The sequence below is a fragment of the Clostridium sp. HMP27 genome (assembly GCF_000765165.1).
In the GTDB taxonomy this organism is placed as follows: domain Bacteria; phylum Bacillota; class Clostridia; order Clostridiales; family Clostridiaceae; genus Clostridium_AK.
The window spans coordinates 16,187-42,675 of sequence record NZ_JMFY01000026.1 but is presented as its reverse complement, the minus strand read 5'-3'; the positions used below and the strand labels follow the sequence as shown (position 1 = coordinate 42,675).

General features: G+C 32.2%; 23 protein-coding genes and 1 riboswitch. Of the genes, 5 read left to right on the top strand and 18 right to left on the bottom strand.

Translation table 11 applies throughout. The annotated features are described in order from the left end of the window. Nucleotides 1-407: 407 nt before the first annotated feature. The 4 genes from DP68_RS13020 to DP68_RS13005 all read right to left on the bottom strand — a co-directional run bounded on the left by DP68_RS13020 (nucleotide 408) and on the right by DP68_RS13005 (nucleotide 3,450). The gene (locus DP68_RS13020; RefSeq protein WP_186428641.1) at nucleotides 408-710 is read right to left on the bottom strand and encodes an AzlD domain-containing protein; all 303 of its coding nucleotides are present in this window, start codon (nucleotides 708-710) and stop codon (nucleotides 408-410) included. Then, on the bottom strand, nucleotides 703-1,542 hold the full coding sequence (locus tag DP68_RS13015) for an AzlC family ABC transporter permease (protein WP_291549130.1): 840 nt from the start codon (nucleotides 1,540-1,542) through the stop codon (nucleotides 703-705). Before DP68_RS13015 ends, DP68_RS13020 begins: the two co-directional genes overlap by 8 nt. Nucleotides 1,543-1,821: 279 nt before the next feature. Beyond that, nucleotides 1,822-2,322 carry a nitroreductase family protein gene (locus tag DP68_RS13010; RefSeq protein WP_035310215.1) on the bottom strand — a complete coding sequence of 167 codons (501 nt, stop codon included), beginning with the start codon at nucleotides 2,320-2,322 and terminating at the stop codon, nucleotides 1,822-1,824. Nucleotides 2,323-2,343: 21 nt separating this feature from the next. Next, nucleotides 2,344-3,450 carry an NADH:flavin oxidoreductase gene (locus tag DP68_RS13005; RefSeq protein WP_035310212.1) on the bottom strand — a complete coding sequence of 369 codons (1,107 nt, stop codon included), beginning with the start codon at nucleotides 3,448-3,450 and terminating at the stop codon, nucleotides 2,344-2,346. A gap of 109 nt (nucleotides 3,451-3,559) precedes the next feature. On the opposite strand from DP68_RS13005, the gene DP68_RS13000 reads away from it, so the two are divergent. Beyond that, on the top strand, nucleotides 3,560-3,895 hold the full coding sequence (locus DP68_RS13000; RefSeq protein ID WP_035310210.1) for a helix-turn-helix domain-containing protein: 336 nt from the start codon (nucleotides 3,560-3,562) through the stop codon (nucleotides 3,893-3,895). A 78-nt stretch (nucleotides 3,896-3,973) separates the two neighbouring features. Here DP68_RS13000 and DP68_RS12995 read toward each other — a convergent pair whose 3' ends face one another. Beyond that, nucleotides 3,974-4,972: an inorganic phosphate transporter gene (locus DP68_RS12995; protein WP_035310208.1), complete on the bottom strand. Its 999-nt coding sequence runs from the start codon at nucleotides 4,970-4,972 to the stop codon at nucleotides 3,974-3,976. An 11-nt stretch (nucleotides 4,973-4,983) separates the two neighbouring features. Then, complete coding sequence (locus tag DP68_RS12990) at nucleotides 4,984-5,607, bottom strand: DUF47 domain-containing protein (protein ID WP_035310206.1); 624 nt, start codon at nucleotides 5,605-5,607, stop codon at nucleotides 4,984-4,986. Nucleotides 5,608-5,877: 270 nt separating this feature from the next. Then, a riboswitch (Lysine riboswitch) is annotated at nucleotides 5,878-6,051 on the top strand. 85 nt (nucleotides 6,052-6,136) lie between these two features. Between DP68_RS12990 and DP68_RS12985 the strand changes: the two genes are divergently transcribed. Beyond that, nucleotides 6,137-7,414, top strand: a complete 1,278-nt coding sequence (locus tag DP68_RS12985) for an FAD-dependent oxidoreductase (RefSeq protein WP_035310203.1) — start codon at nucleotides 6,137-6,139, stop codon at nucleotides 7,412-7,414. 41 nt (nucleotides 7,415-7,455) lie between these two features. Beyond that, on the top strand, nucleotides 7,456-8,826 hold the full coding sequence (locus DP68_RS12980; RefSeq protein WP_035310202.1) for a hypothetical protein: 1,371 nt from the start codon (nucleotides 7,456-7,458) through the stop codon (nucleotides 8,824-8,826). A gap of 78 nt (nucleotides 8,827-8,904) precedes the next feature. Here the strand turns inward: DP68_RS12980 and DP68_RS12975 are convergent, their stop codons facing one another. Further along, nucleotides 8,905-9,810 (bottom strand): LysR family transcriptional regulator, encoded by a 906-nt coding sequence (locus DP68_RS12975; protein ID WP_035310201.1) that lies wholly within the window; start codon nucleotides 9,808-9,810, stop codon nucleotides 8,905-8,907. A gap of 129 nt (nucleotides 9,811-9,939) precedes the next feature. Between DP68_RS12975 and DP68_RS12970 the strand changes: the two genes are divergently transcribed. After that, nucleotides 9,940-11,130 (top strand): coenzyme F420-0:L-glutamate ligase, encoded by a 1,191-nt coding sequence (locus tag DP68_RS12970; protein ID WP_035310199.1) that lies wholly within the window; start codon nucleotides 9,940-9,942, stop codon nucleotides 11,128-11,130. Between the two features lie 67 nt (nucleotides 11,131-11,197). Here the strand turns inward: DP68_RS12970 and DP68_RS12965 are convergent, their stop codons facing one another. The 8 genes from DP68_RS12965 to DP68_RS19270 form a co-directional block, all read right to left on the bottom strand. After that, nucleotides 11,198-12,304: an ATP-binding protein gene (locus DP68_RS12965; protein ID WP_035310197.1), complete on the bottom strand. Its 1,107-nt coding sequence runs from the start codon at nucleotides 12,302-12,304 to the stop codon at nucleotides 11,198-11,200. Beyond that, nucleotides 12,294-12,986 carry a response regulator transcription factor gene (locus DP68_RS12960; protein ID WP_035310195.1) on the bottom strand — a complete coding sequence of 231 codons (693 nt, stop codon included), beginning with the start codon at nucleotides 12,984-12,986 and terminating at the stop codon, nucleotides 12,294-12,296. The genes DP68_RS12965 and DP68_RS12960 overlap by 11 nt, the downstream gene beginning before the upstream one ends. A gap of 20 nt (nucleotides 12,987-13,006) precedes the next feature. Next, nucleotides 13,007-13,741, bottom strand: coding sequence for a M15 family metallopeptidase (locus DP68_RS12955; protein WP_035310193.1), 735 nt, complete (start codon nucleotides 13,739-13,741; stop codon nucleotides 13,007-13,009). 125 nt (nucleotides 13,742-13,866) lie between these two features. After that, the gene (locus DP68_RS12950; RefSeq protein WP_035310191.1) at nucleotides 13,867-15,096 is read right to left on the bottom strand and encodes an MFS transporter; all 1,230 of its coding nucleotides are present in this window, start codon (nucleotides 15,094-15,096) and stop codon (nucleotides 13,867-13,869) included. Between the two features lie 625 nt (nucleotides 15,097-15,721). After that, a complete protein-coding gene (locus tag DP68_RS12945; protein ID WP_035310190.1) occupies nucleotides 15,722-17,365 on the bottom strand; it encodes a hypothetical protein in 1,644 nt (547 codons plus the stop codon). 4 nt (nucleotides 17,366-17,369) lie between these two features. Then, nucleotides 17,370-18,152 carry an ABC transporter ATP-binding protein gene (locus tag DP68_RS12940; RefSeq protein ID WP_035310189.1) on the bottom strand — a complete coding sequence of 261 codons (783 nt, stop codon included), beginning with the start codon at nucleotides 18,150-18,152 and terminating at the stop codon, nucleotides 17,370-17,372. 193 nt (nucleotides 18,153-18,345) lie between these two features. Continuing rightward, complete coding sequence (locus tag DP68_RS12935) at nucleotides 18,346-19,545, bottom strand: FprA family A-type flavoprotein (RefSeq protein WP_035310187.1); 1,200 nt, start codon at nucleotides 19,543-19,545, stop codon at nucleotides 18,346-18,348. A 50-nt stretch (nucleotides 19,546-19,595) separates the two neighbouring features. Continuing rightward, on the bottom strand, nucleotides 19,596-21,500 hold the full coding sequence (locus DP68_RS19270) for an acyl-CoA dehydrogenase family protein (protein ID WP_081957219.1): 1,905 nt from the start codon (nucleotides 21,498-21,500) through the stop codon (nucleotides 19,596-19,598). Between the two features lie 509 nt (nucleotides 21,501-22,009). Between DP68_RS19270 and DP68_RS12925 the strand changes: the two genes are divergently transcribed. Beyond that, nucleotides 22,010-22,498 (top strand): hypothetical protein, encoded by a 489-nt coding sequence (locus tag DP68_RS12925; protein ID WP_035310185.1) that lies wholly within the window; start codon nucleotides 22,010-22,012, stop codon nucleotides 22,496-22,498. 80 nt (nucleotides 22,499-22,578) lie between these two features. Here the strand turns inward: DP68_RS12925 and DP68_RS12920 are convergent, their stop codons facing one another. From DP68_RS12920 to DP68_RS12910, 3 genes are all read right to left on the bottom strand, one after another. Further along, entirely contained in the window at nucleotides 22,579-23,403 is an 825-nt protein-coding gene (locus DP68_RS12920) for an undecaprenyl-diphosphate phosphatase (RefSeq protein WP_035310183.1), read from the bottom strand. Between the two features lie 254 nt (nucleotides 23,404-23,657). After that, nucleotides 23,658-25,742, bottom strand: a complete 2,085-nt coding sequence (locus tag DP68_RS12915; protein WP_035310181.1) for a HAMP domain-containing sensor histidine kinase — start codon at nucleotides 25,740-25,742, stop codon at nucleotides 23,658-23,660. Next, nucleotides 25,717-26,403, bottom strand: coding sequence for a response regulator transcription factor (locus tag DP68_RS12910; protein ID WP_035310179.1), 687 nt, complete (start codon nucleotides 26,401-26,403; stop codon nucleotides 25,717-25,719). The genes DP68_RS12915 and DP68_RS12910 overlap by 26 nt, the downstream gene beginning before the upstream one ends. Between the last annotated feature and the right edge of the window lie 86 nt (nucleotides 26,404-26,489).

Genomic DNA, 26,489 nt, shown 5'->3' with positions numbered 1-26,489 from the left:
TGCCGCCCTAAGCGACTTTTATATCTTATCAAATTCATTCAAGCTTGTCAACTAGTAATTTGTTACCAAAACTTGTTGATTTTCTTAAATGTTTTTGCTGTTTCTTGTTCGCCGCTCATCTCAGCGACGAAGACTATCTTACCACGGGTTAATGTATATACAATTATCAATAATTGTCATTAATCAAACTTATCAATATCATTCTTCCTTATTCCACGTTTTCCTTTAAGTTTCATATATTGATACGCCAGATAAGGTTTAAGCTATTTACTATGATATTTCAACCTCTTAACTAATAAATAATGTAGATAAATTCGTATAAACTCAAATCCATCTACATTATTTATGCTATATTTATATTACTTGATACTTTTTTGTGTAAAAATATTGAATGAAATTATAACCTTTTAAAAAAACACATCGCAAAAATATACAACTAAAACTGCACTCATTGCAACTTTTAATAATCCTTTTTCATAGTATGCTAAGACAAGCGCAACTATAGTACCAATTATTGAAAAATATAAGTTTGAAGTAGAATATAATATACTTGGAAAGGTCATTGCCCCTAGTACTGCAAATGGTACATAATATAAGAAAGATTTAAATAGTTTTGACTGTATTTTTTTCTTAAAGATTGCTATAGGAAAAACTCTTATAAGATATGTAACAACTGCCATTACTAGCACCGAAATTAATACTTTATTCAAGTTCATCATCCTCTCTTGGAAATAGTACTGCTCCTGCAGTTGCTGCTATAATAGTAGCAATAATAATACTCCATCCTCCAGATATTTTATTTATGTATGGCACCCATTTAAATAATGAGCTTATAAAAATTGCTACAATTATAACCACTAAAGCTGATTTTGATTTTTTTGCCGCTGGAACGATAAGTGCTAAAAACATTGCATATAATGCTATTCCCAGAGAACTTTGTAGAGATTTAGGCAGCATGGAAGTTGTTACCGCTCCTAGTACTGTACCTATTGCCCATCCAAAGTAAGGACATGTAATAAGCCCCATCATATATGGAAAGCTAATTTCTTCTTTTTCTAAAGAAGCCACTGTAAAAGTTTCATCTGTTATACCAAAAGCCATAATACATCTTTGGAGTAATGGCATCTGAGATATTATCTTCTGAGAAAGTGATAATGACATTAGCATATATCTAATGTTTATTACAAATGTGGTTAATGTAATTTCAAAAATTGAGGCATTAGCTATTATTAAAGCTGTTCCTGCAAATTGCCCAGCTGATGTGAGATTTGTTAATGATATTAAAATAGCAATCCAAATAGGCATTCCACCATTAACCGCCATCATTCCAAATGTAAATGATACAGGAATGTATCCTACTGCAATAGGTATACCCTGACTAATTCCTTTACGGAATTCATATATACTTCCCTTTTTATCATAAATAATTTCATCTTCTGTCTGCGTGTATAAATTGTTCAAAACTTCACCTTCTTGTCTTAAATTTATTTCTAACTCTTTTCTTGCTAATGCCCCTTTTAGCTTGTACATACAATAATTCATTTATTGTCATAATCACTAGAAATAATTATACCTCATCCACTTATTTTAAAACCATTTTAGCAGTTTTATGTGTGGTTGACAATGACTGGGAATCTAAAAGGGACAGCTAACAACTATTCATGCATTTTATGCTGAAAGTTGAAAACTGTCCCAATATGAGTGATTGTATAATAACTAATTCTTTTTAATTACCTTAATATATCTTCTTAAAAGAAGTTTTATATCTGTATGAAGAATCTATATCTCAAGATTAAATCTTCATAAGACCATTTATTAAGTTTACCATGTTTCATAATGAACTTTGTTATCATCATATCTATCTATAAATTTATTTTCTTCCTCTGGATATCCCACTGGAATAACTGAGTACGGAATAATGTTTTCTGGTAGATTAAATATTTCTCTAATATAATTCATCCTATCTTCAAATGGTGCAACCGCCATCCATACTCCACCTAAATCAAGTTCCACTGCTTCAAGCAAAAGATTTTCGGTGGCTGCTCCCAAATCTTGCTGCCAGCATTCTGGTACTGTCATCTTATCTTTGTTACCTAAGACAATAATTGTTACAGGTGACTTTTCAATAGATTTTGAATACTCACTCATCCCTGAAAGCTTTTTTAATGTCTCCTTATTTTCAACAACTATAAATTCCCATGCTTGTTGATTGAACGCAGAAGGCGCTTGCATAGCTGCTCTTAAAAGTTTTCTTATCTTTTCGTTTTCTACTTTTATTTCCTTGTATGTTCTAGTACTTCTTCTAATATTTATTATTTCCATAACATTAACACCTCATCTTAATTATTTTTTCTGATTTAAAACACATCTTTTACCATAAAGTTTATAACATTGATTGCATGATACACATTTAGGCACTTTGTAATCGCCCTTTACCCATATATTTATCAAATCAGGTTCACTAATTAGTGGGCGACCTAAAGCAAAGTAAGCTATACTAGTGCTTCCTAGAATCTCATCCATGACTTCCATATGTCTGTTTCCACCAGTGAGAATAATTGGAATAGACACGGCTTGTGTAAGTCGCATTGCATGTTCTCTAAAATAAGACTCCCTGTCTTTTGAAAGCACTACTTTTATCCTTGCTGGTCCTAAGTTGTTTTCAAGAACACCTGGTGCTGATTCATTACCCCCGCTAACCTCAATTCCACCAATTCCTGCCTCTTCAAGCATCTTAGATACAATAATGCTTTCTTCATTAGTCAATCCATCCTCTATAAAGTCCTCAGAATTAATTTTTATAAATACGGGAAAATCATCTCCTACTGTCTTTCTAATTTCATCATAGATTTCAAGAATGATTCTAGCACGATTTTCAATACTTCCACCATATTCATCTGTACGAGTATTGTAATGCGGACATAAAAATTGACTAAGCAAATACCCATGTGCTGCATGAAGCTCTACACCATCAAAACCTGCCTGCTTAACTCTTGCCGCTGCCTTTCCATAAGACTTAATCAAATAGGCAATATCCTCTTTACTCATCTCTACTGGTACAATCCCAGTTAGTTCATTTTTAATAGCAGAAGGTCCCCAAATAACAGGACTTGGTGGTACTAGATGAGTCATTGAACCTCCATATACAATTTGCATAATAATATTAGCTTGGTAGCTATGAGCCATATTTGTGAGTTTTTTATATTCAGGAATAAAACTATCATCATAAATGCCCATCATGCGTGGATTGGGCTGTTCATTCTTTTCAACATAGGCATATCCCGTAAATATTGTACCTACTCCACCCTTAGCAATTTCCTCATAAACTTTAAATAATTCTTCTGTCATATGTCCATCTTCTGTAGCAAGTTCTTCCCATACAGCTGCTTTAAAAAATCTATTTTTTAATTTCATATTTTTAATAGTTGTATATTCAAATAAGTTTTTCATATCATTACCTCTCCATGTTGTATTTTTTATGTCCCTATTGTATAATCAAGCAAAACAAAAAGAAAGTATGCACTTTTGGGGTAGATACTATCTAAAAGGAGAGTATTAAATGATTAATAATAATAGTAATAATATTGTAGATATTAAGCCATTTTCATACGCCATGTCATTAATCGATGGCAAGTGGAAAATGCATATTTTATTTTGGTTATGGAAATCAAATGTTTTGAGATATGGCCAATTAAAAAAAGCTTTGGGTAATATTACACATAAAATGTTAAGCAATCAGTTAAAGGAATTAGAGGCAGATGGATTAATTATTCGCAAGGAATATCCTCAAGTTCCTCCAAAGGTGGAATATAGTTTGTCAGAAAAGGGCCTATCCCTTATGCCTGTTATGCAATCACTTTGTATTTGGGGACATGACCATATTGAAGAAAATTAGTGTACCTAACTAAAATAAGCACCTGCAGTATTGCAGATGCTTTCCTACTTCCACTTGCCACTTGCCATGTGGGTGGCACTATAAAAACATACTCATTATCATATATATAACTGCAGCTAATGCCGCTGATATTGGAAGTGTAATAAACCAGGTTATTATCATTCTTTTTCCTGTATCCCATTTTACTGCTCTTACTCTGTAGGATGTACCTACTCCCATTATGGAAGATGATATAACATGGGTTGTACTAACTGGAAGACCAATTTTAGATGCTCCAAATATTACTAAAGCTGATGACAAATCTGCTGCTACACCGTTAACAGGTTTTATTTTCATAATTTGTGTTCCAACGGTTTTAATTATTCTCCACCCTCCAACGGAAGTACCCAGTGCCATTGCTGTGGCACAGGCTAACTGTACCCAAAGTGGAATATCTCCAGATTTTATCAAATTGTTGCTTACAAGTGCCATTGTTATTATTCCCATAGATTTTTGAGCATCATTTGTACCATGAGCAAAAGCCTGAATTGCTGCTGTAATGGCCTGAACCCTTCTAAATCCTATATTAGTTCTAGAAAGATTTAGGTTTTTAAATACGTTCTTAAAAATAGTAAACACAATGTAACCTACTAAGAAAGCAAGTATTGGTGATACTAAAAGCGACTTAATTATTGATGTAAATCCTTTAAAGTTTATAGAGCTTACCCCTGCTGCTGCTATAGCTGCACCTGCAATTGAGCCTATAAGTGCGTGGGATGAACTACTTGGTATTCCAAAATACCATGTAATAAGATTCCAAGCTATGGCAGAAACAAGTGCCGCAAGTATAACTACCGATCCGTTTGCTATAGAGTCCAAGTTTACTATATCCTTTGCAATGGTTTTTGCAACTCCAGTGAAAGCTATAGCTCCTATAAAATTCATTAATGATGCCATTATAATTGCACGTCTTGGACTTAATGCCTTTGTGGATACAGCTGTTGCAATTGCATTTGCAGTATCATGAAAACCATTAATAAAGTCAAAAGCTAATGCAAGAACAACGGTTAAACCGATTATAATATATGCTGTACTCATCTTATTTCTCCTTACGCATTCTTCATTACTACTGTCTCAAGGGCTTTACTAACCTTTTTGCATTCATCCGCAGTATTTTCAAGAAGTTCATATATCTCCTTATATTGAATGAGTTTAATTGCATCCTTTTCTTTTTCGAAAAGCTCTTTTATTGCCTTTCTTTCAAGAATATCACATTTGTGTTCAAATTCTTTTATTTTAACTGAATGTTGTCTAATTTCTGTAAGCTTTTTGTGTGAAAGCAATTCTACAGCGTTATGTATTTCAATTATGCATTTGTTTAATAGCTCACTAAATTCAATCATATAATCGTGTATTTGATATATGTTAAACATATAAAAGCGAGCTGCACAATGCTCAAGACCATCAAGAACTTTATCCATGTGAACTGCAAGTTCCAAAGCATCTTCACGCTCAATTGGAGTAATAAAGCTATTGTTTAACTCCTTTATTATTTCATCAACTATGTTATCACCCTTATGTTCATAGTCTTTCATTTGCTTTTGAAATTCATCCAAATGCCTTTCTTCCTTTATCTTAAAATCAACAAAATATTGTCCTCCCTCTTTTAAGTTGGCAGAACTGTCTAAAAGCATTGAAAATAGTTTATCTTTCTTTCCTTTGTTGAAATTCATGATTATTTCTCCCTTCCCTGTACTATATAAAATAATAGACCATAAGTATTTTATCACTTTTTGTCGCATTTTTAAACATCAAAATAACAAACATGTAACATTAAATTAACACCCTATTCATATTTTATCGAAATTTCTTTACTATTTCCAAGGCTGATAGCACCACTTATCTTTCTAGCTACTTATCAATTCCAATTTTAACCAGGGGTCTAACTCCAAAAATATATTGCATGTTTATCCACCCCATGTTATAATTATCACAATTTAATACGAGTAGATAGAGGTGGGCCTGACAAGAGTAAATAAGATGAGGTATAAGAGATATCGTTGATTCTTATTGAAAGGGGATGGCCCCGAAGGGTGAATTTTCTCTTAAATTCATACCTGGTTTACGTATTAACAGTACGTGGACTGTCACCTATTTGGTGGAGAGCTATCGTTTTGTGAGTGTATATTGTTTTTTTGTCGAACAAGGCGGTTGGTTATCCAATTGCCTTTTTTATTTTTAGCATTATTTAAGGAGGAAATTATGAAAAAAATTGTTGTAGTTGGAGGCGGATGGGCTGGTTGTGCAGCAGCCATTAGTGCAAGAAAAGCAGGTGCAGAGGTAACAGTTTTAGAAAGAACAGATATGCTTCTTGGCACAGGACTTGTTGGCGGTATTATGAGAAACAATGGTAGATATACTGCTACAGAAGAAATTATAGCTATGGGCGGTGGCGATTTATTTGAAATATGTGATAAATGCTCAAGGCATACTAATATAGAATTCCCTGGTCACAAACATGCAAATCTTTATGATATTGCCAAAACTCATGGGGAAGTTTTAAGACATATGATAAACCTAGGTATAAAGGTAGTATTTAAAGCAAGAATAACTAAGCTTCACATTGCTCATGAACGCATATTAGATGTTCAAGATGGAAATGGTAATGTATTTGAAGCCGATGTATTTATCGATACAACTGGTACAGCAGGACCAATGAATAACTGCTCAAAGTATGGTAATGGATGTGCAATGTGTATATTACGTTGTCCAAGCTTTGGTGGAAGAGTAAGTATCACAGGGCTTGCTAATATAAAAGAATCTATGGGTAAAAAAGCTGATGGATCCATCGGAGCTATGAGCGGTTCTTGTAAACTTTATAAAGAATCACTTTCAGAAGAAATTCAAAAGACCCTTAATGAAGAAGGCGTAGCAGTTATCCCTCTTCCTAAGGAGCTTATTGAAGATCACCTTGATGTTAAGGCTTGTCAGCAATATGCCCTTCCTCAATTTAAAGACAACATAATACTTTTAGATACTGGTCATGCAAAGCTTATGACACCATATTATGATCTTGAAACATTAAGAAAGATACCTGGTTTTGAAGATGCCAGATATGAAGATCCTTATACTGGTGGAAAAGGCAACTCTATGAGATACTTTGCAATGGCTCCAAGAGATAATTATCTAAAGGTTGAAGGAGCAGAAAATTTATTCTGCGCTGGTGAAAAAGCAGGTCTTTTAGTTGGACATACTGAAGCAATTGTAACCGGAACTCTTGCAGGCCTTAATAGTGTAAGACATTCCTTAGGAATGGAATTGCTTGAACTACCTGATTGTCTTGCTACTGGGAATGCTATTTCCTATGTTAAAGAAAAAATGTCTACACCTGAAGGAATGTCAAAGAAATATACATTCTCAGGATCAGTGTACTTTGAAAGAATGAAAGAACTTGGTATATATATAACAGATTCCGCTGAAATAGCTAAAAGAGTTGAAGAATGCGGCGTTAAAAATATATTTGCTGCTAAGTTATGCTAATAAATCGTGCAAATAATCATAAATCGGAGGAATAATTAATTATGATTTCATTGGGGCTACTTCATTATATTTATATTGCTATGGTTTTGGTAATCATCATAACCATGGGTTTTAAGAAAGATACAGTACTTCCTTGCATAATAGGGCTATTTATAATAGGATATGTTTCTTCTGGAAGCATCGTTAAGGCTGTACAAGTTATATTTAATTCTCTTATAGCTTCGGGAAAAGAATTTTGGAGCATAATCACTATTATATCTCTCGTTGTTGCAATGTCTAGGGCTCTTCGCGATATAGGGGCAGATGAACTTATGATGAGTCCTATAAAAAAACTCATGATAAATAAAAATGTTGCCTTTTGGAGTTTAGGTGTTGTAATGACAGTTGTTTCTTTAATTATATGGCCTTCACCTGCTGTGGCGCTGGTTGGTGCGATAATGCTTCCAGCTGCTCTAAAGGTTGGACTTCCTGCAGTTTGGGCCGCTTCTGCCATGAATTTATTTGGCCATGGCATTGCATTATCTGGGGACTATTTTATTCAAGGAGCACCTTCTATAACTGCAAAGGCAGCAGGCCTTAAAAATGCCAGTTCAGTAATTAGTGCAAGTATACCTCTTTGGATAACCATGAGTATAGTAACAACATTAACTGCATTTTTTATGATGAGAAGAGACTTAAAAAACTGTCCAGAAATAGCTGCTACTCTTGAAGTTACTACAAATAAAACTTTAGATGCTTCTTTTGGTACAACTTTTGTGGCATTTGCTACTCCATTAGCTTTCTTACTAGATGCATATTTAATGTTTAAGTACGAGCTTCGTGGAGGGGACTCTACTGCGCTTATTGGTGGTACTGCAGTTATTATAATGTCAGTGGTTGCTGTAATTGAACATAAATTCTCAGATTCCTTTGAAAAAGTTACTGATTACATAAGAGATGGTTTTACATTTGGAATAAAAATATTTGCTCCAGTAGTGGTAATAGGGGCTTTCTTCTTTCTTGGAAGTGAAGGAATGGCAAAGGAAGTTTTAGGACCTAATGCTACAGGTCTTTTAACAGATATAGGATCATATCTTGCTCAGAAAGCACCACTTTCAAAGTTTCCTGTGGTGTTAATACAAGCATTTGTCGGTGCAATCATTGGTCTTGATGGTTCAGGTTTTGCTGGTCTTCCACTGGTAGGTTCTTTAGCGCAGACTTTTTCTCAAGCTATAAGCATAAATAAAGAAGGTCTTGCAGCTCTTGGACAAATATCTACTGTATGGGTAGGCGGAGGAACAATAATCCCTTGGGGAGTTATTCCTGTAGCTGCAATATGCGGTGTTGAACCTCTAGATTTAGTGAGAAAAAATATGATACCTGTAATGGTAGGATTTGCTGCAACTATTATTGTTGCAATGATTATATTATAGATACTAAGTAAAATATGATAATCTCCTAAAAAGTAAGCATGTGCTATAAAGCCATGCTTATTTTTATAATTATATATTTCACTTGCCACTTGCCATGTGGGTGGCACTTTCTAGTATCTCTAGAAACTTTTTTGAAGCTGGAGAAAGAGATGCATTTTTTGAAAAACAAACACCTATACTTCTTTTAGGTATTTCTTCAACTGTTTCAACTTCATATAAAATACCACTTTTTAAATATTCCTGTGAAAACTCTTTAATAACACAAGCTAAGCCTAAATTTATTTTTGCAAACTCTAATAATAAATCATGAGATCCAAGTTCAATTTCCGAGGAAATTTCAATGCCCTTTGATAGGATATACTTTTCCACATATCTTCTTGAATTTGATTTATTGTCAAGTAATATCAATGGTAATTTTGATAACTCCTCAAAACTTAAAGGCATGGATAGTGTATCCTTGAACTTATCCCCGCAAACAAAAACGTCCTGTACATCCATGCATTTTTTTGTTACTAAAGAATGGTCTTCAATTGGGAAATTACATATTGCAATATCAATTTCTCCTGACTTGAGCATTGCACAAAGTTCTAAAGTTGTTCTATTTACAATCTTTAGCTTTATGCTTGGATAGTCACTATGAAATTTATCTAAAAAGGTTGGCAGGAAATATCGTGAAATAGCATCCCCCACCCCTATTTTTAACTCCCCCAGCATTATATTTTTTGATTCTAATAGTTTTTCTTCCCCTATATTAATTAAATTTATAGCAGAATTTGCATACTCAAATAGAAGCTTTCCCTCATTAGTAAGAACTACCCCTTTAGGTGTTCTAGTAAAAAGTCGCACCTCAAGGCCTTCTTCCAGTTGCATAATGGCTTGGCTCACAGCAGGTTGAGTCATATACAGTGCTTTTGCACCTTTAGAAAAACTTTCATGCTTTGCCACTTCACAAAAGACCTTATATAAATCTAATTTACTGATCATATAACCGCTCCTTATATACCACATTATATATATTTATTTTACTTATACCACAAATGTGTTGTATAGTACAAGTATGAGTGTTAAATAATAATTTTTACATAAATACACAAAATTTAAGGAGAAATGAAAATGGAAAGAATTGTTGGAACTGTAGTTAGAGGCCTTCGTGCCCCAATCATCAAAACAGGAGACGATATTGCAGAAATAGTTGTAAACACTGTATTAAAGGCTTCAGAAGTAGAAGGCTACTCTATTAATGATAAGGATATTGTTACTGTAACAGAATCAATAGTAGCTCGTGCTCAAGGGAACTATGCAACTATAGATAACATTGCTCAGGATGTAAAAGCAAAGTTTGGTGACGACACAATAGGTGTAATATTCCCAATTTTAAGCCGTAACCGTTTTGCTATCTGCCTTCGTGGTATTGCAAAGGGAGCTAAGAAAATCGTTTTAATGCTTAGCTATCCATCTGATGAAGTAGGTAATCACTTAGTAGATATAGACGAGCTTGATGAAAAAGGAGTTAATCCTTGGACAGATGTTTTAACTGAAGAAGAATTCCGTGGTCATTTCGGATATAAGAAACATACTTTTACTGGTGTTGATTATATTGATTATTATAAATCTTTAATTGAAGAGTACGGTACTGAATGTGAAGTTATCTTCTCAAACAACCCAAAAACTATTTTAAATTACACAAAAAATGTTCTTACTTGTGATATTCACTCAAGATTTAGAACTAAAAAGATATTAAAAGCAAATGGTGGAGATAAGATTTACAGCCTAGACAATATTTTATCAGCATCAATAGATGGCAGTGGTTATAACGATGCTTATGGTCTTTTAGGTTCAAATAAATCAACAGAAGAAAGCGTTAAGCTTTTCCCACGTAATTGTCAGCCTATAGTTGATAAAATACAAGCAGTTCTTAAAGAAAAGACAGGTAAAACTGTAGAAGTTATGGTTTATGGTGATGGAGCTTTCAAAGATCCAGTAGGTAAGATTTGGGAACTTGCTGACCCAGTTGTATCACCAGCTTATACATCAGGACTTGAAGGTACACCTAGCGAAGTTAAATTAAAATACCTTGCTGATAATAACTTTGCTCACTTAGAAGGAGAAGAACTTAAAAAAGCTATTTCAGAATACATTATAAATAAAGAATCAGACCTTGTTGGTAACATGGTATCCCAGGGTACTACACCAAGACAACTTACTGATCTTATAGGATCACTTTCTGACTTGACTTCAGGAAGCGGAGATAAAGGTACTCCTATAATATTCATTCAAGGTTACTTTGATAATTATACAAAATAATATAAAGTGCCACCCACGTGGCAAGTGGCAAGTAGGTAACACTTGCCACTTGCCATGTGGGTGGCACTTAATTTTTCACTGGTAATCTAACCTCAAATATAGTTGTACTATCATCACTGTAAGCAGATATACTCCCTTGATGCAGCTCTATAATATTTTTTGTTATGGCTAGACCTAGCCCAGATCCCCCTATATCTCTATTTCTTGATTTTTCTACTCTATAAAATCTATCAAATATATATGGTAAGTCTATTGATGATATTGATTGCCCATAGTTTATAACTTGAACTACTGCTATTTTCCCTTGAAGTTTTGTTGTTATATCCACATAATGACCATCTTGACCATACTTAATTGCGTTTGACAGCAAGTTTTCAAATGCTCTAACTAATTTTCTTCCATCTGCATTCACTATTAGCTTATCCTCTGAAAAATTAATTCTAGATTTCATATTGGCATTTTTAAATTGATACTCAAAATAAGCAACCACCTGACCTAACAATTCAACCAAATTAATATCAGACTTATCTAAATTAATAGTGTTATTTTGCATTTTAGTAAGTTCAAACAAATCATTTATAAGCAAATTTAAATCCTTTGCCTTTTGATATGCAATATTTGCATAATACCTTAGCCTTAGTTCATCTTTATATTGATCTGTATCAATGATTTCTAGATATCCTATTATCGAAGTTAATGGAGTTCTTAAATCATGTGAGACATTGGTTATTAAATCATTTTTAGTTTGCTGGGCTCTTCTTTCTTCAATTGTTATGTCTTTGAGCTGCTTTGATATATCATTTATATTATTCATTAAATTTTTGATGTCGCCTCTTGCCGTAACTTTTATTAACCTATCTAAATCTCCTTTAGCCATTATTTCAGTTTGGTCCATGATAGCTGCAAGGCTTTTAGTTTTTCTATAGGTTATAAGTAAGTAAAACACAATAAAAAAGGATATTATAATAATTGTATAAATCCTGCCTCCAAAGATTTCATCTCTAAGGATACGCCAGAACTTAAAAAAATAATTAATGAGTTGAATCTTAGTGTTTATATATAAATAAACTAATATCTTACTACCTACAATCAGTGTGATATAGGTTAACAATAAAGCCAATGTTATATCCCATAATGATAATATCCAATGTTTATACAATCTTTTATTTTTCAATTTTATATCCAACTCCCCATACAGTGTGAATTATCTTATTTCCTTTCATATGCTGCTCAATTTTATCTCTAATTCTGCTCATATGCACCATAACAGTATTATTGGATTGATAGTATCTTTCTTTCCATACCTTTTCAAAAATTTCTTCTGCACTAAAAACCCTTCCTCTGTTTGTAGCTAATAAATATAAAATATCAAATTCTCTTGCTGTTAAATCTACTTCATTATCATCTACTGTTACCTTGTGTTTACTCTTATCTATAACCATCGACTCAATTCTTAATACGTCATCTGAAACCTGCATTTTAGTATTTAAAAAATACGCCCTTCTAAGTAATGCTCTTATTCTAACTGTAAGTTCTAATTGGTTAAAGGGCTTGCATACATAATCATCTGCCCCAGTCATAATGCCCTGTATCTTATCCATGTCCTCTGCTTTTGCACTTAACATAAGAATTGGAATGCTGTACTTTTCTCTTGCCCTTCTACAAACTTCCAGTCCATCCATACCTGGCATCATTATATCTAAAACTATTAAATGAATTTCTTCTCTATCTAATATCTCTAAAGCTTCTTCTCCACAGCTTGCCTTAAAAACAGTATATCCTTCGTTTATAAGGTTTATTTCTAATAAGTTTCTTATTTCCTTTTCATCATCCACCACAAGAATATTGTTGTTCATTTACTCCTCCAAATATATAATTATTTGCCTAAGTATTCCTCTAATGTAATTCCATTATCATGAATATACTTGGCCGCTTCTTTTCCAACATATCTAATATGCCAAGGTTCATATTCTATACCTGTTATATTTTTCTTTCCATAAGGATATCTTATAATAAAACCAAATCTATAGCAATTTTCTGCAAGCCAATCTGCTTCCTTTGTTCCTTTTACAAAGTATTTACCTTCATTGGTAATATCAATACATAACCCTGTTTGATGTTCACTAAATCCAGGCTTTGCTACATATGCATCTGCAAGCTTCTTTCCTTCTGATTTCACTCTACTAGTATAAGTATTATTTTGTGATTTATATGATCTATAGCCTGAATTCCCAAGTAATATTACCCCTTCTTCTTTAGCTGTACTAACTAAATCTTCTAGAGGCTTTACAATAATTCCTGCTACATGCCTTTCTTCCTTACTTACTCCACTAGCAAATGATATATTTGGTATAGTTAACTTTTTAGGTTTGTAATCTTTATCTAAACCATATTGTCCATTTACCAGTATCATTTGTGTATTTATATTAGTATTATTTACATTGCTTAATTTATCTTTTTCATTGAAAAAATCATATTTTTTATCTAGGTTACTTTCGCTTGCTTTAAAATTCATTCGGCTTAATTCTATCCCTGCATCCTCTGCCATATACCAAAATCCACAAGCTATCATAATAATAAATATCAAAATCTTTCTTAGTCCATTTTTCATATTTTTTACTTCCCTTCTAATGTGATAATTTCATTTTAGAAGGGAAACTTTACGACACTTATAAAAATTTCTTAAGAAATCTTAAGTTTTATAAAACCTTAGATAATGTAAATGGATTCATTAAATTATTTTATATGCTTTCTATCCATTATCATTGTAATACCATATAACACCAATATCGGTGTTAGCAATAATGAAGTACTTGCTATACCAATACTTACAGAAATTTTTGTAGCTATTACTCCTATAATTGGTCCACCTAAAATTTGCCCTAAAGCATTTATTTGTCCGTTTATAGAAAGCACAGTTGCTCTTGCTCTGTCATCTATATGACCATTTAACCATGCATTAAATATAGGTTCGTTTATAGTTCTAAACATATTTGTTGTTAAATAAGCTATTAGCATTAAACTAAAGTTTCTTGTAAGTGCAAATACTAACATAAAGGATATATAAAATATATTCGTAGCTAATAATACTTTTCCACTTTGAAGCTTGTTTCTTTCTTCTAGATTCTTTGCTATAAACTGCATTACTACAGCACTTAATATCATTCCCGCAATTCCAAAAATACCAAACCAAGTTACTGGTTGAAGACTTCCAATCTTAGGAAGGGTAGTATCTTGAAGAAAATGTGCACTGGAAAGCCTATCATAACCCTCACTGGATAAACCGTAAAATAAAGTTACAGAAAGTAAAATCATTATTATAAGTTTACTTTTTATAAACTTAAGACCAGATTTAAATGTGTACCCCATCTTTTTAAAGGTATTTAAATCTTCAGGAGCAGATGGATTAAAATTGTTTTCTGGCATATACACCGCTAAGAACAATGCGAAAATTATAAATAGACATCCACTAAATATAATGGGCAGTCTAATAGATAAATTTCCTATTATTGTACTTAGTATTATTCCTATAACTGTACCAATTTGTCCTGCCTGCGCTCCTCTTATATATATTTGATCTAAGTCTTTAGTTTTTTCTTCTTCAGCAATCCATGCCTCAACAGCTCCGCTAACAAAGGTAGATCCTAATCCCCATACTATTTGTGCTGCAAGTACAAATATGAAACTAGAAATAGAACCTTCTAAAATAAATCCTAACCCTGTCAAAGCTGTGCCAATAATAATAGATAATTTACGGCTGTATATATCCGCAACTATGCCTGTAGGAATCTCAAATAAAAAGCATGCCGCTTCTAAAGTAGTTCCCACAAGTATAAGTTGAAGCGGATTCAAATGCACCTTTTCAATGTGGTACAATATCATAACTGTAGCTGCCATTGAAAAGCACATTGCTGTAATAGCGGAAAATAATAAATAAATTTTATATGCTGAAAATTTTTTAATCATTAATTATTCACCATCCTTGTATTTATGAAAAATTTTAGTTGTATCTTTTAATGTAAATATTTTAAATATATAAACCATCATAGTAATCTCCTCAAATAAAAAAGGCCGTAAATGAACATAAATTCACTTACAGCCTCTTAATTATATAACCCAAATATAAACATAGACTTAAAACTTTAATTTATACAGATTATTACTAGGATATATAAATTAAAATTTCATATCATATCTATAAATGCAGCAAAAATAGGCGTAAAAATACCGTGTTTAGAACACGGCTTTCCTATTATGCAAATAAGGTGTAACATGCTCATTATAATAATGATTATTTTAGAAGTACACAAATAAACATGGCAGCAATCAATATTTTAATAATTACTTCCACTACAAATAAACCTTGAATAATTCAAGACTTTTTCAATGTACTTTCTAAAATTAATCCCTATTCAGTTAGTTTAATTAAAAACTACCTCTTTTTGCATATTTACAACACCTTTACATTTATATTTTTTCATGTTTATATTTGAGTCTATTTATATTATACATAAATTTGGAATTTTTTCAACACATTAAACCTGTAGATAAACTTTTCACAGGCTTACTAAGTATTTTACCAAAACCATGCTCAGTTGTTAACAACCCTTTTAGGCGAGATATTAAATGCTATTTTCCACAGCACAAAATTCACTATAAATGATAAAAATAAATATACGTACACTCCATAAGTTATGTTTGCTATTTTATAATGAATTACTCCCAAAATACCAAGTACTATGGTTAGCATCAAATTTATAAATCCATTTGTTTGCTGTGCTGATCCAAAAGCCTGCGAAAATGGCAAGGATCTTTTAGATGCCATAAAACATAACGTATTAAATATCATCATATTTAGAAATGCTACTAATATATCAGGTACTATTCTAACTCCAAATATAGCAATAAAAATTATAGATTGAAATAAAAATATAGGAAAAAATAGCTTTACTATAAAGGCCTTTATCGTTCCTTTGAATACATTTGAAACATTATCAATTGGTAAAGCCTTATAAATCCATGCTCCTTTATATCTTTCAGAATATCTAATCATAAGCATAATAGTAGATAACATCATGCCAGAAAAGTATATAAAAAAGTATGACTTGCCTTGAGAAACTTCTTTTATACTAGATATTGCAAACTGCTGAAACAAAAATATAAAAGGAAACACTATAGAAAATCCTAATGAGGGATATACTTTAAGCTTAAATTCTCTTTCGTTTTTCATCATATCATAAGCAAACCTAAAAAATATTCTTTCCTCTTTACTTCTGCATAACATTTTTGAAAGCAATTCACCTGGTTTTCTTTTATCTTTTTTATTATTTTCATAGTTATTATTCAACTTTTGAAGATTCTTTTCAAAAACACTCATTAGCTTTGTATAAACTACAATTGATATAATAGGAATTACAATAGCCATAATGGTGAATGTTACATAATAGCTATTTACTTCTGATTTCTTAATTATTTGAAATGGCGCTGAAAACCAGATTGGCGCTATAAAATACTGCCACCACTTTGGGGTGAATTGAATTTTCAAGTCCACTATACTAAATAATCTTCCTAGTAATTGATATCCTATTGAAATTACTATTGTTAAAATTATTTGGATGTAATTTATTATATCTTTAAGCTTTTCTCCATCAAAAAATCTTAGAATTAAAAAATAAACCAATGATGTTAGCACTATAATAAACATATTCAGTAGTATTATAGAGATAAGAAAAAGAATAAAGAATTCTATCCCTTGAGAATATAAACTCACTAAAAGTGCTGGTCCTACTAAAGCAGCTGTTAAATAAAACATATATATAGAAATATGAATAGTCTTTGCAAGTCTTAAAGATTTTGGATCTACGGGTTTTGTCCCTATTATATTTTTATCTCTGATGTCTAAAAGTACAGAAGAAAAATCTGAAATCAAAGATGTCATAACAAAAAACATAATTATAACAAATACAATGCTCATTTGATATATATAATTATTTTTCATAATTACAAATGGAATTAATATCAATCCCATTAAAATATATATCCATAAAGATTTTAAAAATTTATTACCATCATCATCTTTATTCTTATTATTACCAGCAAAAACTGTTGGAGCTCTTCTTCCATCCATTAATAATTTCATTTGAAGAATTTTTCTCATTATCCTATAGTCAACGCCTATCTTTTCAAATACAGGCTTTAACTTATCTAGAAATCTCAAAATCTTAAAATCTTTCATCAAACTACACCTCTTCAACTATTGATACAAATTCTTCTGCTATAGCCTCGTATTGGCTAAACCCTGTAATTTGATTAAATATTTGTTCCAAAGATCCTTCTTTTGAGCTTTCTTTAAGCTCTTGAAAGCTGCCATCTGCCACAACTTCTCCGTTATTCAATAACACTATCCTATTACTTATTTTTTCAACTACGTCCATTATATGAGATGAATAAAATATGGTTTTACCCTGCTTTGCCAGCTGAGCAAGAATTTCCTTTACAACCATTACACTATTTGCATCCAATCCGCTCAAAGGTTCATCCCAGAACAATATATCTGGGTTATGAAGTAAACTTGATATAATTAAAACCTTTTGCTTCATCCCTTTAGAATAAGAGCTGATTCTTGAATTATAAGAATCTCCTATACCAAATATGCCCATAAGTTTTTCAGCTTTTTCATCTACAATTTCACTGCTCATTCCATACAGTTCTCCTATAAAAGTAAGATACTCTCTTGCAGTGAGATTGTCGTATATTTCAGCAACCTCAGGTACATATCCAATTTTTCTTTTATATTCTAATTTATCGTTGGATATATCCTGCCCTAGAACCTTAACCTCTCCTGTGTACCCTTCAACAATACCTAATATTATTTTAATTGTTGTACTCTTACCAGCTCCATTAGTACCTATATAGCCTATAACCTCACCTTTATGCACTTCCAAATTTATTCCCTTTAAAACTTCCTTATCTCCATAACTCATGCGAAGGTCTTTTATTTCAACAGTCACATCATTTTCCATATAACTCTCCCCCTTAACTGAAAAACTCTCAAATATTTCTTTAAAATAATAAATGCTTACCAAAAAGCAATCCCATCTATTATACCATAACTATGTAAAAATATAAAAATTGTTCCAAATAAGTATCTCCTATGGAAAACAGAAAATAGCAGCCTTCTAAATAAATAGTTAGCTGCTATTTTCAGATATCTAGTTACTTCATTGATACTATAATGCTGTCAGCAAGAGCATCCATTGAATCCTCATCACTTTCTTTCAATGCTGAGGTCACTGTCATCTCATTATCTAAAATAGTCATTTCTTTCATCTCATCTATAAGTTCATGCATTAATTTACCTGATTGAGGAGCCCATGAACCATTTTCTATAAGGGCAAAAGTACGTTTTTGAAGATTTAATGCCTTCATATCCATAATGTAATTAAGCATTGGTGGATAAATCTTCAAATTATAGGTTACAGAAGCAAGAACTATATGGCTATATTTAAATGATTCCGAAATCAAATATGACACATGAGTTTTTGAAACATCATACATAACTACATTTGTCATTCCTTTTTCAACTAACCTTGTTGCTAAATCAGTGGCAGCAGCTTCTGTATTTCCATACATTGTTGCATAAACAATCATTATACCCTTTTCTTCAGGTTCATAGCTGCTCCACTTGCTGTACTTATCTAAAAAGTACCCCAAATCATTACGCCATACTGGTCCATGCAGAGGGCATATAATCTTAATGTCAATAGTACTAGCTTTCTTTAAAAGAGCCTGAACATGAGGTCCATATTTCCCTACAATATTTGTGTAATACCTTCTAGCATCATCAATCCAATCGCGGTCAAAGTTCATCTCATCATTAAAGAGCTTCCCATCTAAAGCACCAAAGGAACCAAAGGCATCAGCTGAAAACAATACACCATCGGTAGTATCATAGGTTACCATAGCTTCTGGCCAATGTACCATTGGAGCTGATACAAATACAACATTATGCTTTCCAAAAGACATAGTGTCTCCTTCTTTAACTTGTGTTATGTCATTATCAATTTGAAAACCAAACTGATGCATGAACATAAAAGCTTTTTCAGTACATATAATCTTTACATCTGGATAACGAAGAACAATTTCTTCAATGCAAGCTGCGTGATCTGGCTCCATATGATTGATTACCATATAATCTAAAGTTCGATTCCCTAAGACTCCTTTAATATTTTCAAGAAACTGACGGCAAATTGACCAGTCCACTGTATCAAACAGCACTGTTTTCTCATCTAAAAGTAAATATGAATTATATGAAACCCCTCTTGGAATGGGGTGGACATTTTCAAATAAAGCAAGGCGATGATCATTACCACCAACCCAATAAAGATCCTCAGTTATTTTTCTAACACAATACATTATTAATCCTCCTTTACACCAAAACATATTATCGTGTTTACTTATAGGAGCTACACTTCTATAAACATATTCTTTTCTTCACCGCAAGCAGGACAAGTCCAATCTTCTGGTATATTTTCGAATAGAGTTCCTGTAGCTATTTCTCCCTCTGGATCACCAACACCAGGATCGTATTCATAACCACATCCATTACATACATAATGCTTCCAAGTTGGAACAACTTTCTTAGGAATAGCTCTCTTCATCTTCTTCATTGGTGGAGCTTCCTTCTTTGTTTCTCCATTATCTAAAGCCTTAGTAAGCACCGGCAATACTTCCATTAAATCGCCAACAATACCGTAGTCTGCGTTTTTAAATATCTTAGCATTTGGGTCAATATTTATAGCAACAATTGTAGTAGCATCCTTTATACCCTTCAAATGCTGACCTGCACCAGAAATACCGCATGCAATATAAAGATTTCCATTAAATTTTTGACCTGACATACCAACATAGCGATTAAGTGGTACATATTTAAGAGTCTCAGCTACTGGACGTGAAGAACCTATAGCAGCACCAGCTTGTACTGCTAAATCTTCAATTAGCTTCATATTTTCCTTTTCTCCTATGCCTAGACCTGCACTTACTACCCTTTCTGCCTTGGTTATAGGAGTATCTAAAGGAATTCCAACTGTGAAATCATAGCCATCTGTCTTAAGTGCTTCCACAAGAGAATTAACTCTTTCTTCAAGAGTTCCATCCTTATAAACTACTTTCTTACGATACCCTGTAGAAGGTTCACGGGAAGTCTTTCCTGCATACTCAGTCTTAGGCATCTTGCCAATGATGTTGGCAGCAATAACAACACGTTGAATTTCGTTAGTTCCTTCATAAATTGTACAAATCTTAGCATCTCTATATGCACGTTCAACTTCCATACCTTTAAGATAACCACTTCCGCCAAATATCTGAACAGCGTCGTTAACAATCTCAAGGCAAACATCGGAAGCATATTGTTTTGCCATAGCAGCTTCCATAGCATAATGCTCGTGATTTTGCTTAAGTTCTGCTGCACTATAAATAAGCATCCTAGCTGCTCTAAGCTTTGTAGCCATATCAGCTAACTTAAAAGCAATGACTTGCTGCTGGCATATAGGTTTGCCAAATTGAACTCTTTCTTTTGAATATTCCAATGCATTCTCATAAGCACCTTGTGCTATACCTAGAGCTTGAGCTGCAATACCAATACGTCCGCCATCCAACGTGGACATAGCAATCTTAAAGCCTTCACCTTCCTTACCTAATAAATTTTCCTTAGGTACCTTTACATTATTAAAAATCAACTCAGCAGTTGCAGAAGAACGAATACCCATCTTATCGTAGTGCTTACCAAAGCTAAAGCCTTCCCAGCCTTTTTCTACGATAAACGCACTAATGCCGCGAGTGCCTATATTTGGCGTAGTAACTGCAAAGACAATATAAATATCAGCCTCTCCACCGTTGGTAATGAAGATCTTTTCACCATTTAAAATATAATAATCACCTTCTAGAACAGCAGTAGTTTCAGTACCACCAGCGTCACTACCGGCATTCTCCTCGGTAAGTCCAAATGCACCAAGCTTTTCCCCCTTTGCAAGTGGGATTAAATACTTTTGTTTTTGTTCTTCTGTTCCATAGGCAGCAATTGGATATGTCCCTAGTGATGTATGCGCAGAAAGAATTACACCTGTACCTCCATCCACTCTTGACAATTCTTCAACGGCAATTGCATAACTTATAACATCTAAACCTGCCCCACCGTACTCTTTTGCATATGGGATTCCCATTACGCCCATATCAGCTAATCCGCTAACAACTTCTGAAGGAAATTTATTTTCCTGATCCAACATAAATGCAATTGGCTTGACTTGCTCTTCAGCAAATTGCCTAATTTTTAATCTAAAATCTTCGTGTTGTTCTGTAGTCTTAAAAAACATACATATACCTCCTCATAATTAAAACAATTTCATATAATGTAATTCTTTAATTAACTGCAGCAATTAAAATTTACCTAATTACTGCCCTTTCTATTGTCTACCATATCTAGAATAATATTTATCATTTACATATAATAACTATATAATTTATTGTACTACTTAATAATAATTATTACAAATCACTCAAGTGATTTTACATTATTAATTTATACCATTTCGGGTGATTATCCACCATATTCTACTTAAAACAATAATTTACTTCGTTTTTCTGTAGGTAAATTTTCAGTATTATTTTGCATATTATCCTAGATAGTCTTTTTAGCCCTAGCATTATTTATGAATTTCTTCTAAAATTTATGCATAGAAAAAATCCCCGGCACTTCTGCCAAGGACTTCATTACTCAAGGTAATCTATTCAAATATTTACACAGATAATTTATTTTAAAACTAACACAAATTTCACAAAATACATATATTACAATATAGAACTAAATCTGGAGGATTAAGAATTGGCAATCTTCAAATCTTTTTCTGGCACTATTACTATGATTGAAGACTTTTGGACAGCAACTGATGAAAGAACAGGATGTTATAAGTTAATGTCTGTAGAAAATAAAGATGGAAATATAGTTAATTTTGTGGTATCACCAGGTACTTACTTTGTTGACCACGTAACAGTCGTTCTAGGAGACAGGGTAACTGGATTTTATGATGCAAATGCACCCGTACCTTTAATTTACCCACCACAGCTTCGTGCAATTGTTATGGCAAAAGATACAGTACTTCAAAATGTAAAAGTATCCTATTTTAACTCAGCGCTTGTAAGTAGTGACGGTACCTTAAAATTAAATATTTCACCATACACTAAGATAGTACTTAGAAATGATCAACTTTTTACTGAAAGCCCTGCAAATAGAAATCTAATTGTTGTCTATGGTGCTACCACAAGAAGTATACCAGCCCAAACTACACCATATAAAATTATTGTTATTTGCTAGAAATTAAAAATAAAAAGGAACTGAAATAAAAATAGCATTATTAATATATGCGAGATATTAATAATGCTATTAACCTACTTCTATCTAATTAAAAAGTATAAAAGCACAATGATTCCAAGAACAATTCTATACCATCCAAATACTTTAAAGTCGTGTTTTTTTATGTACTGCATTAAAAACTTTATTACTATAACTGATACTATAAAAGCAGTAACCATTCCTGTTGTTAAAATCAAAAGTTCCATTTGATTAAAGGCTAGTCCAAATTTCACAAGTTTAAGCAAGCTTGCTCCAAACATTACCGGTATTGCCATAAAAAAAGTAAACTCTGCTGCAATAGTTCTACTCATGTTAATTAGTATACCACCAAGTATAGTTGATCCTGAACGTGAAGTTCCTGGAAACACTGCTGCAATTAGCTGAAACATTCCAATAATAAAAGCTGCTTTAAATGTTATTTCAGAAATTGCATTAATTTTAGTTTCTTTACCTTTATTATTATTTTCTACAATTATGAATAAAACTCCAAATAAGATAAGCATTATAGCTACAGTTTTATAATTATAAAATAGCGCTTCAATTTTATCGTCCCAAAGCAATCCAACTACTGCCGCAGGAATGCATGCCACGATAATCTTCATCCACATTACAAAAACGTCTTTTTTAATAAATTCTTTACTATTTAGAGAAAATGGCATTATTTTCTTCCAATAAGTTACTACCACAGCTAAAATAGCTCCGAGCTGTATTACAACTAAAAACATTTCTTTAAAAACCGCAGATACATTGAGCTTTACAAATTCGTCAAGTAAGATCATATGCCCTGTACTGCTTACTGGAAGCCACTCCGTTATCCCCTCAATAATACCAAATAAAATTGCCTTTAATATTTCTAACATATCTATTATTCCTTTCTATTGTTCATCTTATTTTTCTAAGTATAAAATACCCGTTATGACAACATTATGCTTTTGCTCCATAAACAATTATACTAAAGAGTATAAGCATATGCAAATTGCCCCGAATGTTATAATGAAAAGTGCTTCCCTTAAAGTAACAGATTTTTATTTTTTCATCTATATACCTTAAGGGAAGCATACTATTTTACTAAGAATGATATTTTTATATTTTACAGATTATCCCAAGGGCCTGGCCCCGTCTAAAATTTGGGCATTTGGATTACAGCCTTAAACAAATCTCCATCTATTTCAATATTAAATTTCCCATTTTGAATATCAATAAGACTTTTAGCTATGGATAATCCAAGTCCGCTTCCTTGGCTGCTTCTTGATTCATCTCCCCTTTTGAAACGCTCCATTAACTCATCTGCAGAGATGTTTAATTCATAAGCAGAAATATTTTTAATTACTATCCTAACTTCGCTTTCGAGGTTGTCAATGTGTACATACACCCTTGAACCTGAAAGTGCATATTTAAATATGTTAGACAATAAGTTTTCTATAACTCTCCAAAACAATTTCCCATCTGCTTTAATATAAACTTTATCTTTAGGATGATTTAACTTAAATTCTAACCCTAGTTCTTCAATTTTATCATTAAGTTCCCCAAGTCCCTGAGTTATTAAGGAGACAACATCTATCTTTTCATACTCTACTGGAATGCTTCCACTAGATGCTTTTGCAGCTTGAAATAAATCTTCTGTTAACACTTTCAGTCTTTGAGACTTTTGTTCTAGTATTTCTATATATTCCTCTGACTTTGATTTATCTGTTTCTTTTTTTAGTAAATCTACATAGGTGATAATTGAAGTTAGGGGAGTTCTGATATCGTGAGATACGTTTGTAATTAATTCAGTTTTTAAACGTTCACTTTTGACCTCATTTTCAACTGCCTTACTTAATCCTTCTGTTATGCTATTGATATTTGAGGCAAGTTTTCCGAGTTCCCCTTTACTTTCTAAGTTTATTTTATGGTTCAGCTCACCTTTTTTTACCCTCTCTACCCCATCTTTTATTAATTGAAATTCTTTTGTTTTCTTAAATGTAATCCATACTGCTGCTCCAATTGTTATTGGGAACATAAAGAAAGTTAATGCAACAAGTATTGGATAACCTATTGTTATTAAAGCAATTTTTACAGCAAAACTTCCGTTATTATATATTTCTTTTACAAATTTAAATATCCTATTGAATATCTTGTAAACTAATGTATGTTTTATAAATGTCCTATTTTTAATGTGTTTAATCAATGTCAATACAAAAATTAATCCTAATGAAGCTATAAAAGCTGTCAGTGGAATTACAATGTTATTTAAATTATGAATGTCAATACCTAGAGAGACCACCGGTGCAATCCATAAGCCTATTAAAAGAAAACATACTATTATATTTATATCATTGTATAATTTATCAAAGGAATTTAAATGAACCTCTTTATCGCCAAAGAATTTTCTACCTGTGACTATTACTAGACATATAAATGATATCAGTAATCCTAGTAAAAAACCTGATATTTCATGAAGGCTGCTATTAATAATTACTCTGCTTTGTTTCCATTCTTCAATTGCTGGATTTAAATACTCATTTGTAAATCCAACATATATAACAGAATCATGCTGATGTAATTCATTAATATTTGATAAAATCCAATGATAATTTCTATTATTCAATATTTCCTTTGGATATACCTTTTCCTGAGCCTTGTCATATATTATATAAGAAGGAAAAGACTCAAAATATCCTATGCTAGTATTGGTGCTGTTTGTAAATACATTTGTACCATCACTTGTATAATATATAACTCCCTTAACGTCCTTTAATCTTTGAATATTGGCGTTATAATCTCTTAACTCTTTCTTTATCAAATCATTCTTTATTTCAGAAATTTTATCAGCATAAACCTCTTTAAACTTATTATAATTTTCTTCATAACTTAAATTTGGATTAAAAAGTTTAGATTTAGACTCAAACTCCCAATACAAATTAGTATTGTTTACTTCATTTTGAATTCTATCTTCTGTTATAGAACCACCCTTTAAAACATTTTCCTGATTTTTGTATTTAACTGTTATTTCCGTTAATGCATCAATGACACTGCTGCTATCTTCTATAAACTTCGAACTTTGATAATAATTATCTTCAAATATTATTCCAAAATCATCATTATTAGTGCTTACTAAATTCATTAAAGTTTTTATTACACCAGTAAAGGATGCAATTACAATTATAAAAAGGATTATCTTAGCTACTAATGAATGACTATATTTTTTCCACCTTGTATCCAATTCCCCACACCACCTTTAAATATTTCGGCTCTTTCGGATTTATTTCAATCTTTTCTCTTATTTTTCTTATGTGAACTGCTACAGTATTTTCTGGATTAAAAGCAACTTCATGCCATACCTTTTCGTATATATCATCTATAGAAAATACTCTCCCTGCATTTGCAGTCAATAGCTTTAATATCTTATATTGTACTGGAGTAAGTTTAACTTCTTCTCCATCTACAGTTATAATCTTACTTTCGTCATCTATTACAAGTCCCCCAGTTTTAAAAACATTACTTTTTGTTTCAAGACTTCCAAGTGTTGTGTATCTCCTCAGCTGAGACTTAACTCTTGCAATTAACTCCAATGGATTAAATGGCTTAGTTATATAATCATCAGCTCCCATGTTTAACCCCATGATTTTATCCGTATCCTCGACCTTTGCTGATAGCATTATTACTGGTATATTATTGTTTTCTCTTATCTTCATTGTAGCTCTGAGTCCGTCCATTTTAGGCATCATGATGTCCATTATAATAAGATGTATTTCCTTTTCTTCAATTATTTCTAGTGCTTCTATTCCATTAGAAGCTTTAAATATTGTATATCCCTCATTTGTCAAATAAATTTTTATGGCATCTAATATTTCCTTATCATCATCACAAACTAATATATTCAATCCCATTCACCTCAACACGTTAATTTATCCATATTATAACACACTCCTTACTGCTATCTATAAAGTAATGGTATCAACTAAATCTT

What these genes read in the sequence shown, in the direction of transcription:
- DP68_RS12975 (WP_035310201.1), bottom strand. Translation starts at nt 9,810, where the DNA reads ATGATCAGTAAATTAGATTTATATAAGGTCTTTTGTGAAGTGGCAAAG.
- DP68_RS12955 (WP_035310193.1), bottom strand. Translation starts at nt 13,741, where the DNA reads ATGAAAAATGGACTAAGAAAGATTTTGATATTTATTATTATGATAGCT.
- DP68_RS12970 (WP_035310199.1), top strand. Translation starts at nt 9,940, where the DNA reads ATGGAAAGAATTGTTGGAACTGTAGTTAGAGGCCTTCGTGCCCCAATC.
- DP68_RS12960 (WP_035310195.1), bottom strand. Translation starts at nt 12,986, where the DNA reads ATGAACAACAATATTCTTGTGGTGGATGATGAAAAGGAAATAAGAAAC.
- DP68_RS12985 (WP_035310203.1), top strand. Translation starts at nt 6,137, where the DNA reads ATGAAAAAAATTGTTGTAGTTGGAGGCGGATGGGCTGGTTGTGCAGCA.
- DP68_RS13010 (WP_035310215.1), bottom strand. Translation starts at nt 2,322, where the DNA reads ATGGAAATAATAAATATTAGAAGAAGTACTAGAACATACAAGGAAATA.
- DP68_RS13000 (WP_035310210.1), top strand. Translation starts at nt 3,560, where the DNA reads ATGATTAATAATAATAGTAATAATATTGTAGATATTAAGCCATTTTCA.
- DP68_RS12995 (WP_035310208.1), bottom strand. Translation starts at nt 4,972, where the DNA reads ATGAGTACAGCATATATTATAATCGGTTTAACCGTTGTTCTTGCATTA.
- DP68_RS12935 (WP_035310187.1), bottom strand. Translation starts at nt 19,545, where the DNA reads ATGTATTGTGTTAGAAAAATAACTGAGGATCTTTATTGGGTTGGTGGT.
- DP68_RS12950 (WP_035310191.1), bottom strand. Translation starts at nt 15,096, where the DNA reads ATGATTAAAAAATTTTCAGCATATAAAATTTATTTATTATTTTCCGCT.
- DP68_RS12990 (WP_035310206.1), bottom strand. Translation starts at nt 5,607, where the DNA reads ATGAATTTCAACAAAGGAAAGAAAGATAAACTATTTTCAATGCTTTTA.
- DP68_RS12945 (WP_035310190.1), bottom strand. Translation starts at nt 17,365, where the DNA reads ATGAAAGATTTTAAGATTTTGAGATTTCTAGATAAGTTAAAGCCTGTA.
- DP68_RS13015 (WP_291549130.1), bottom strand. Translation starts at nt 1,542, where the DNA reads ATGAATTATTGTATGTACAAGCTAAAAGGGGCATTAGCAAGAAAAGAG.
- DP68_RS19270 (WP_081957219.1), bottom strand. Translation starts at nt 21,500, where the DNA reads ATGTTTTTTAAGACTACAGAACAACACGAAGATTTTAGATTAAAAATT.
- DP68_RS12940 (WP_035310189.1), bottom strand. Translation starts at nt 18,152, where the DNA reads ATGGAAAATGATGTGACTGTTGAAATAAAAGACCTTCGCATGAGTTAT.
- DP68_RS13005 (WP_035310212.1), bottom strand. Translation starts at nt 3,450, where the DNA reads ATGAAAAACTTATTTGAATATACAACTATTAAAAATATGAAATTAAAA.
- DP68_RS12980 (WP_035310202.1), top strand. Translation starts at nt 7,456, where the DNA reads ATGATTTCATTGGGGCTACTTCATTATATTTATATTGCTATGGTTTTG.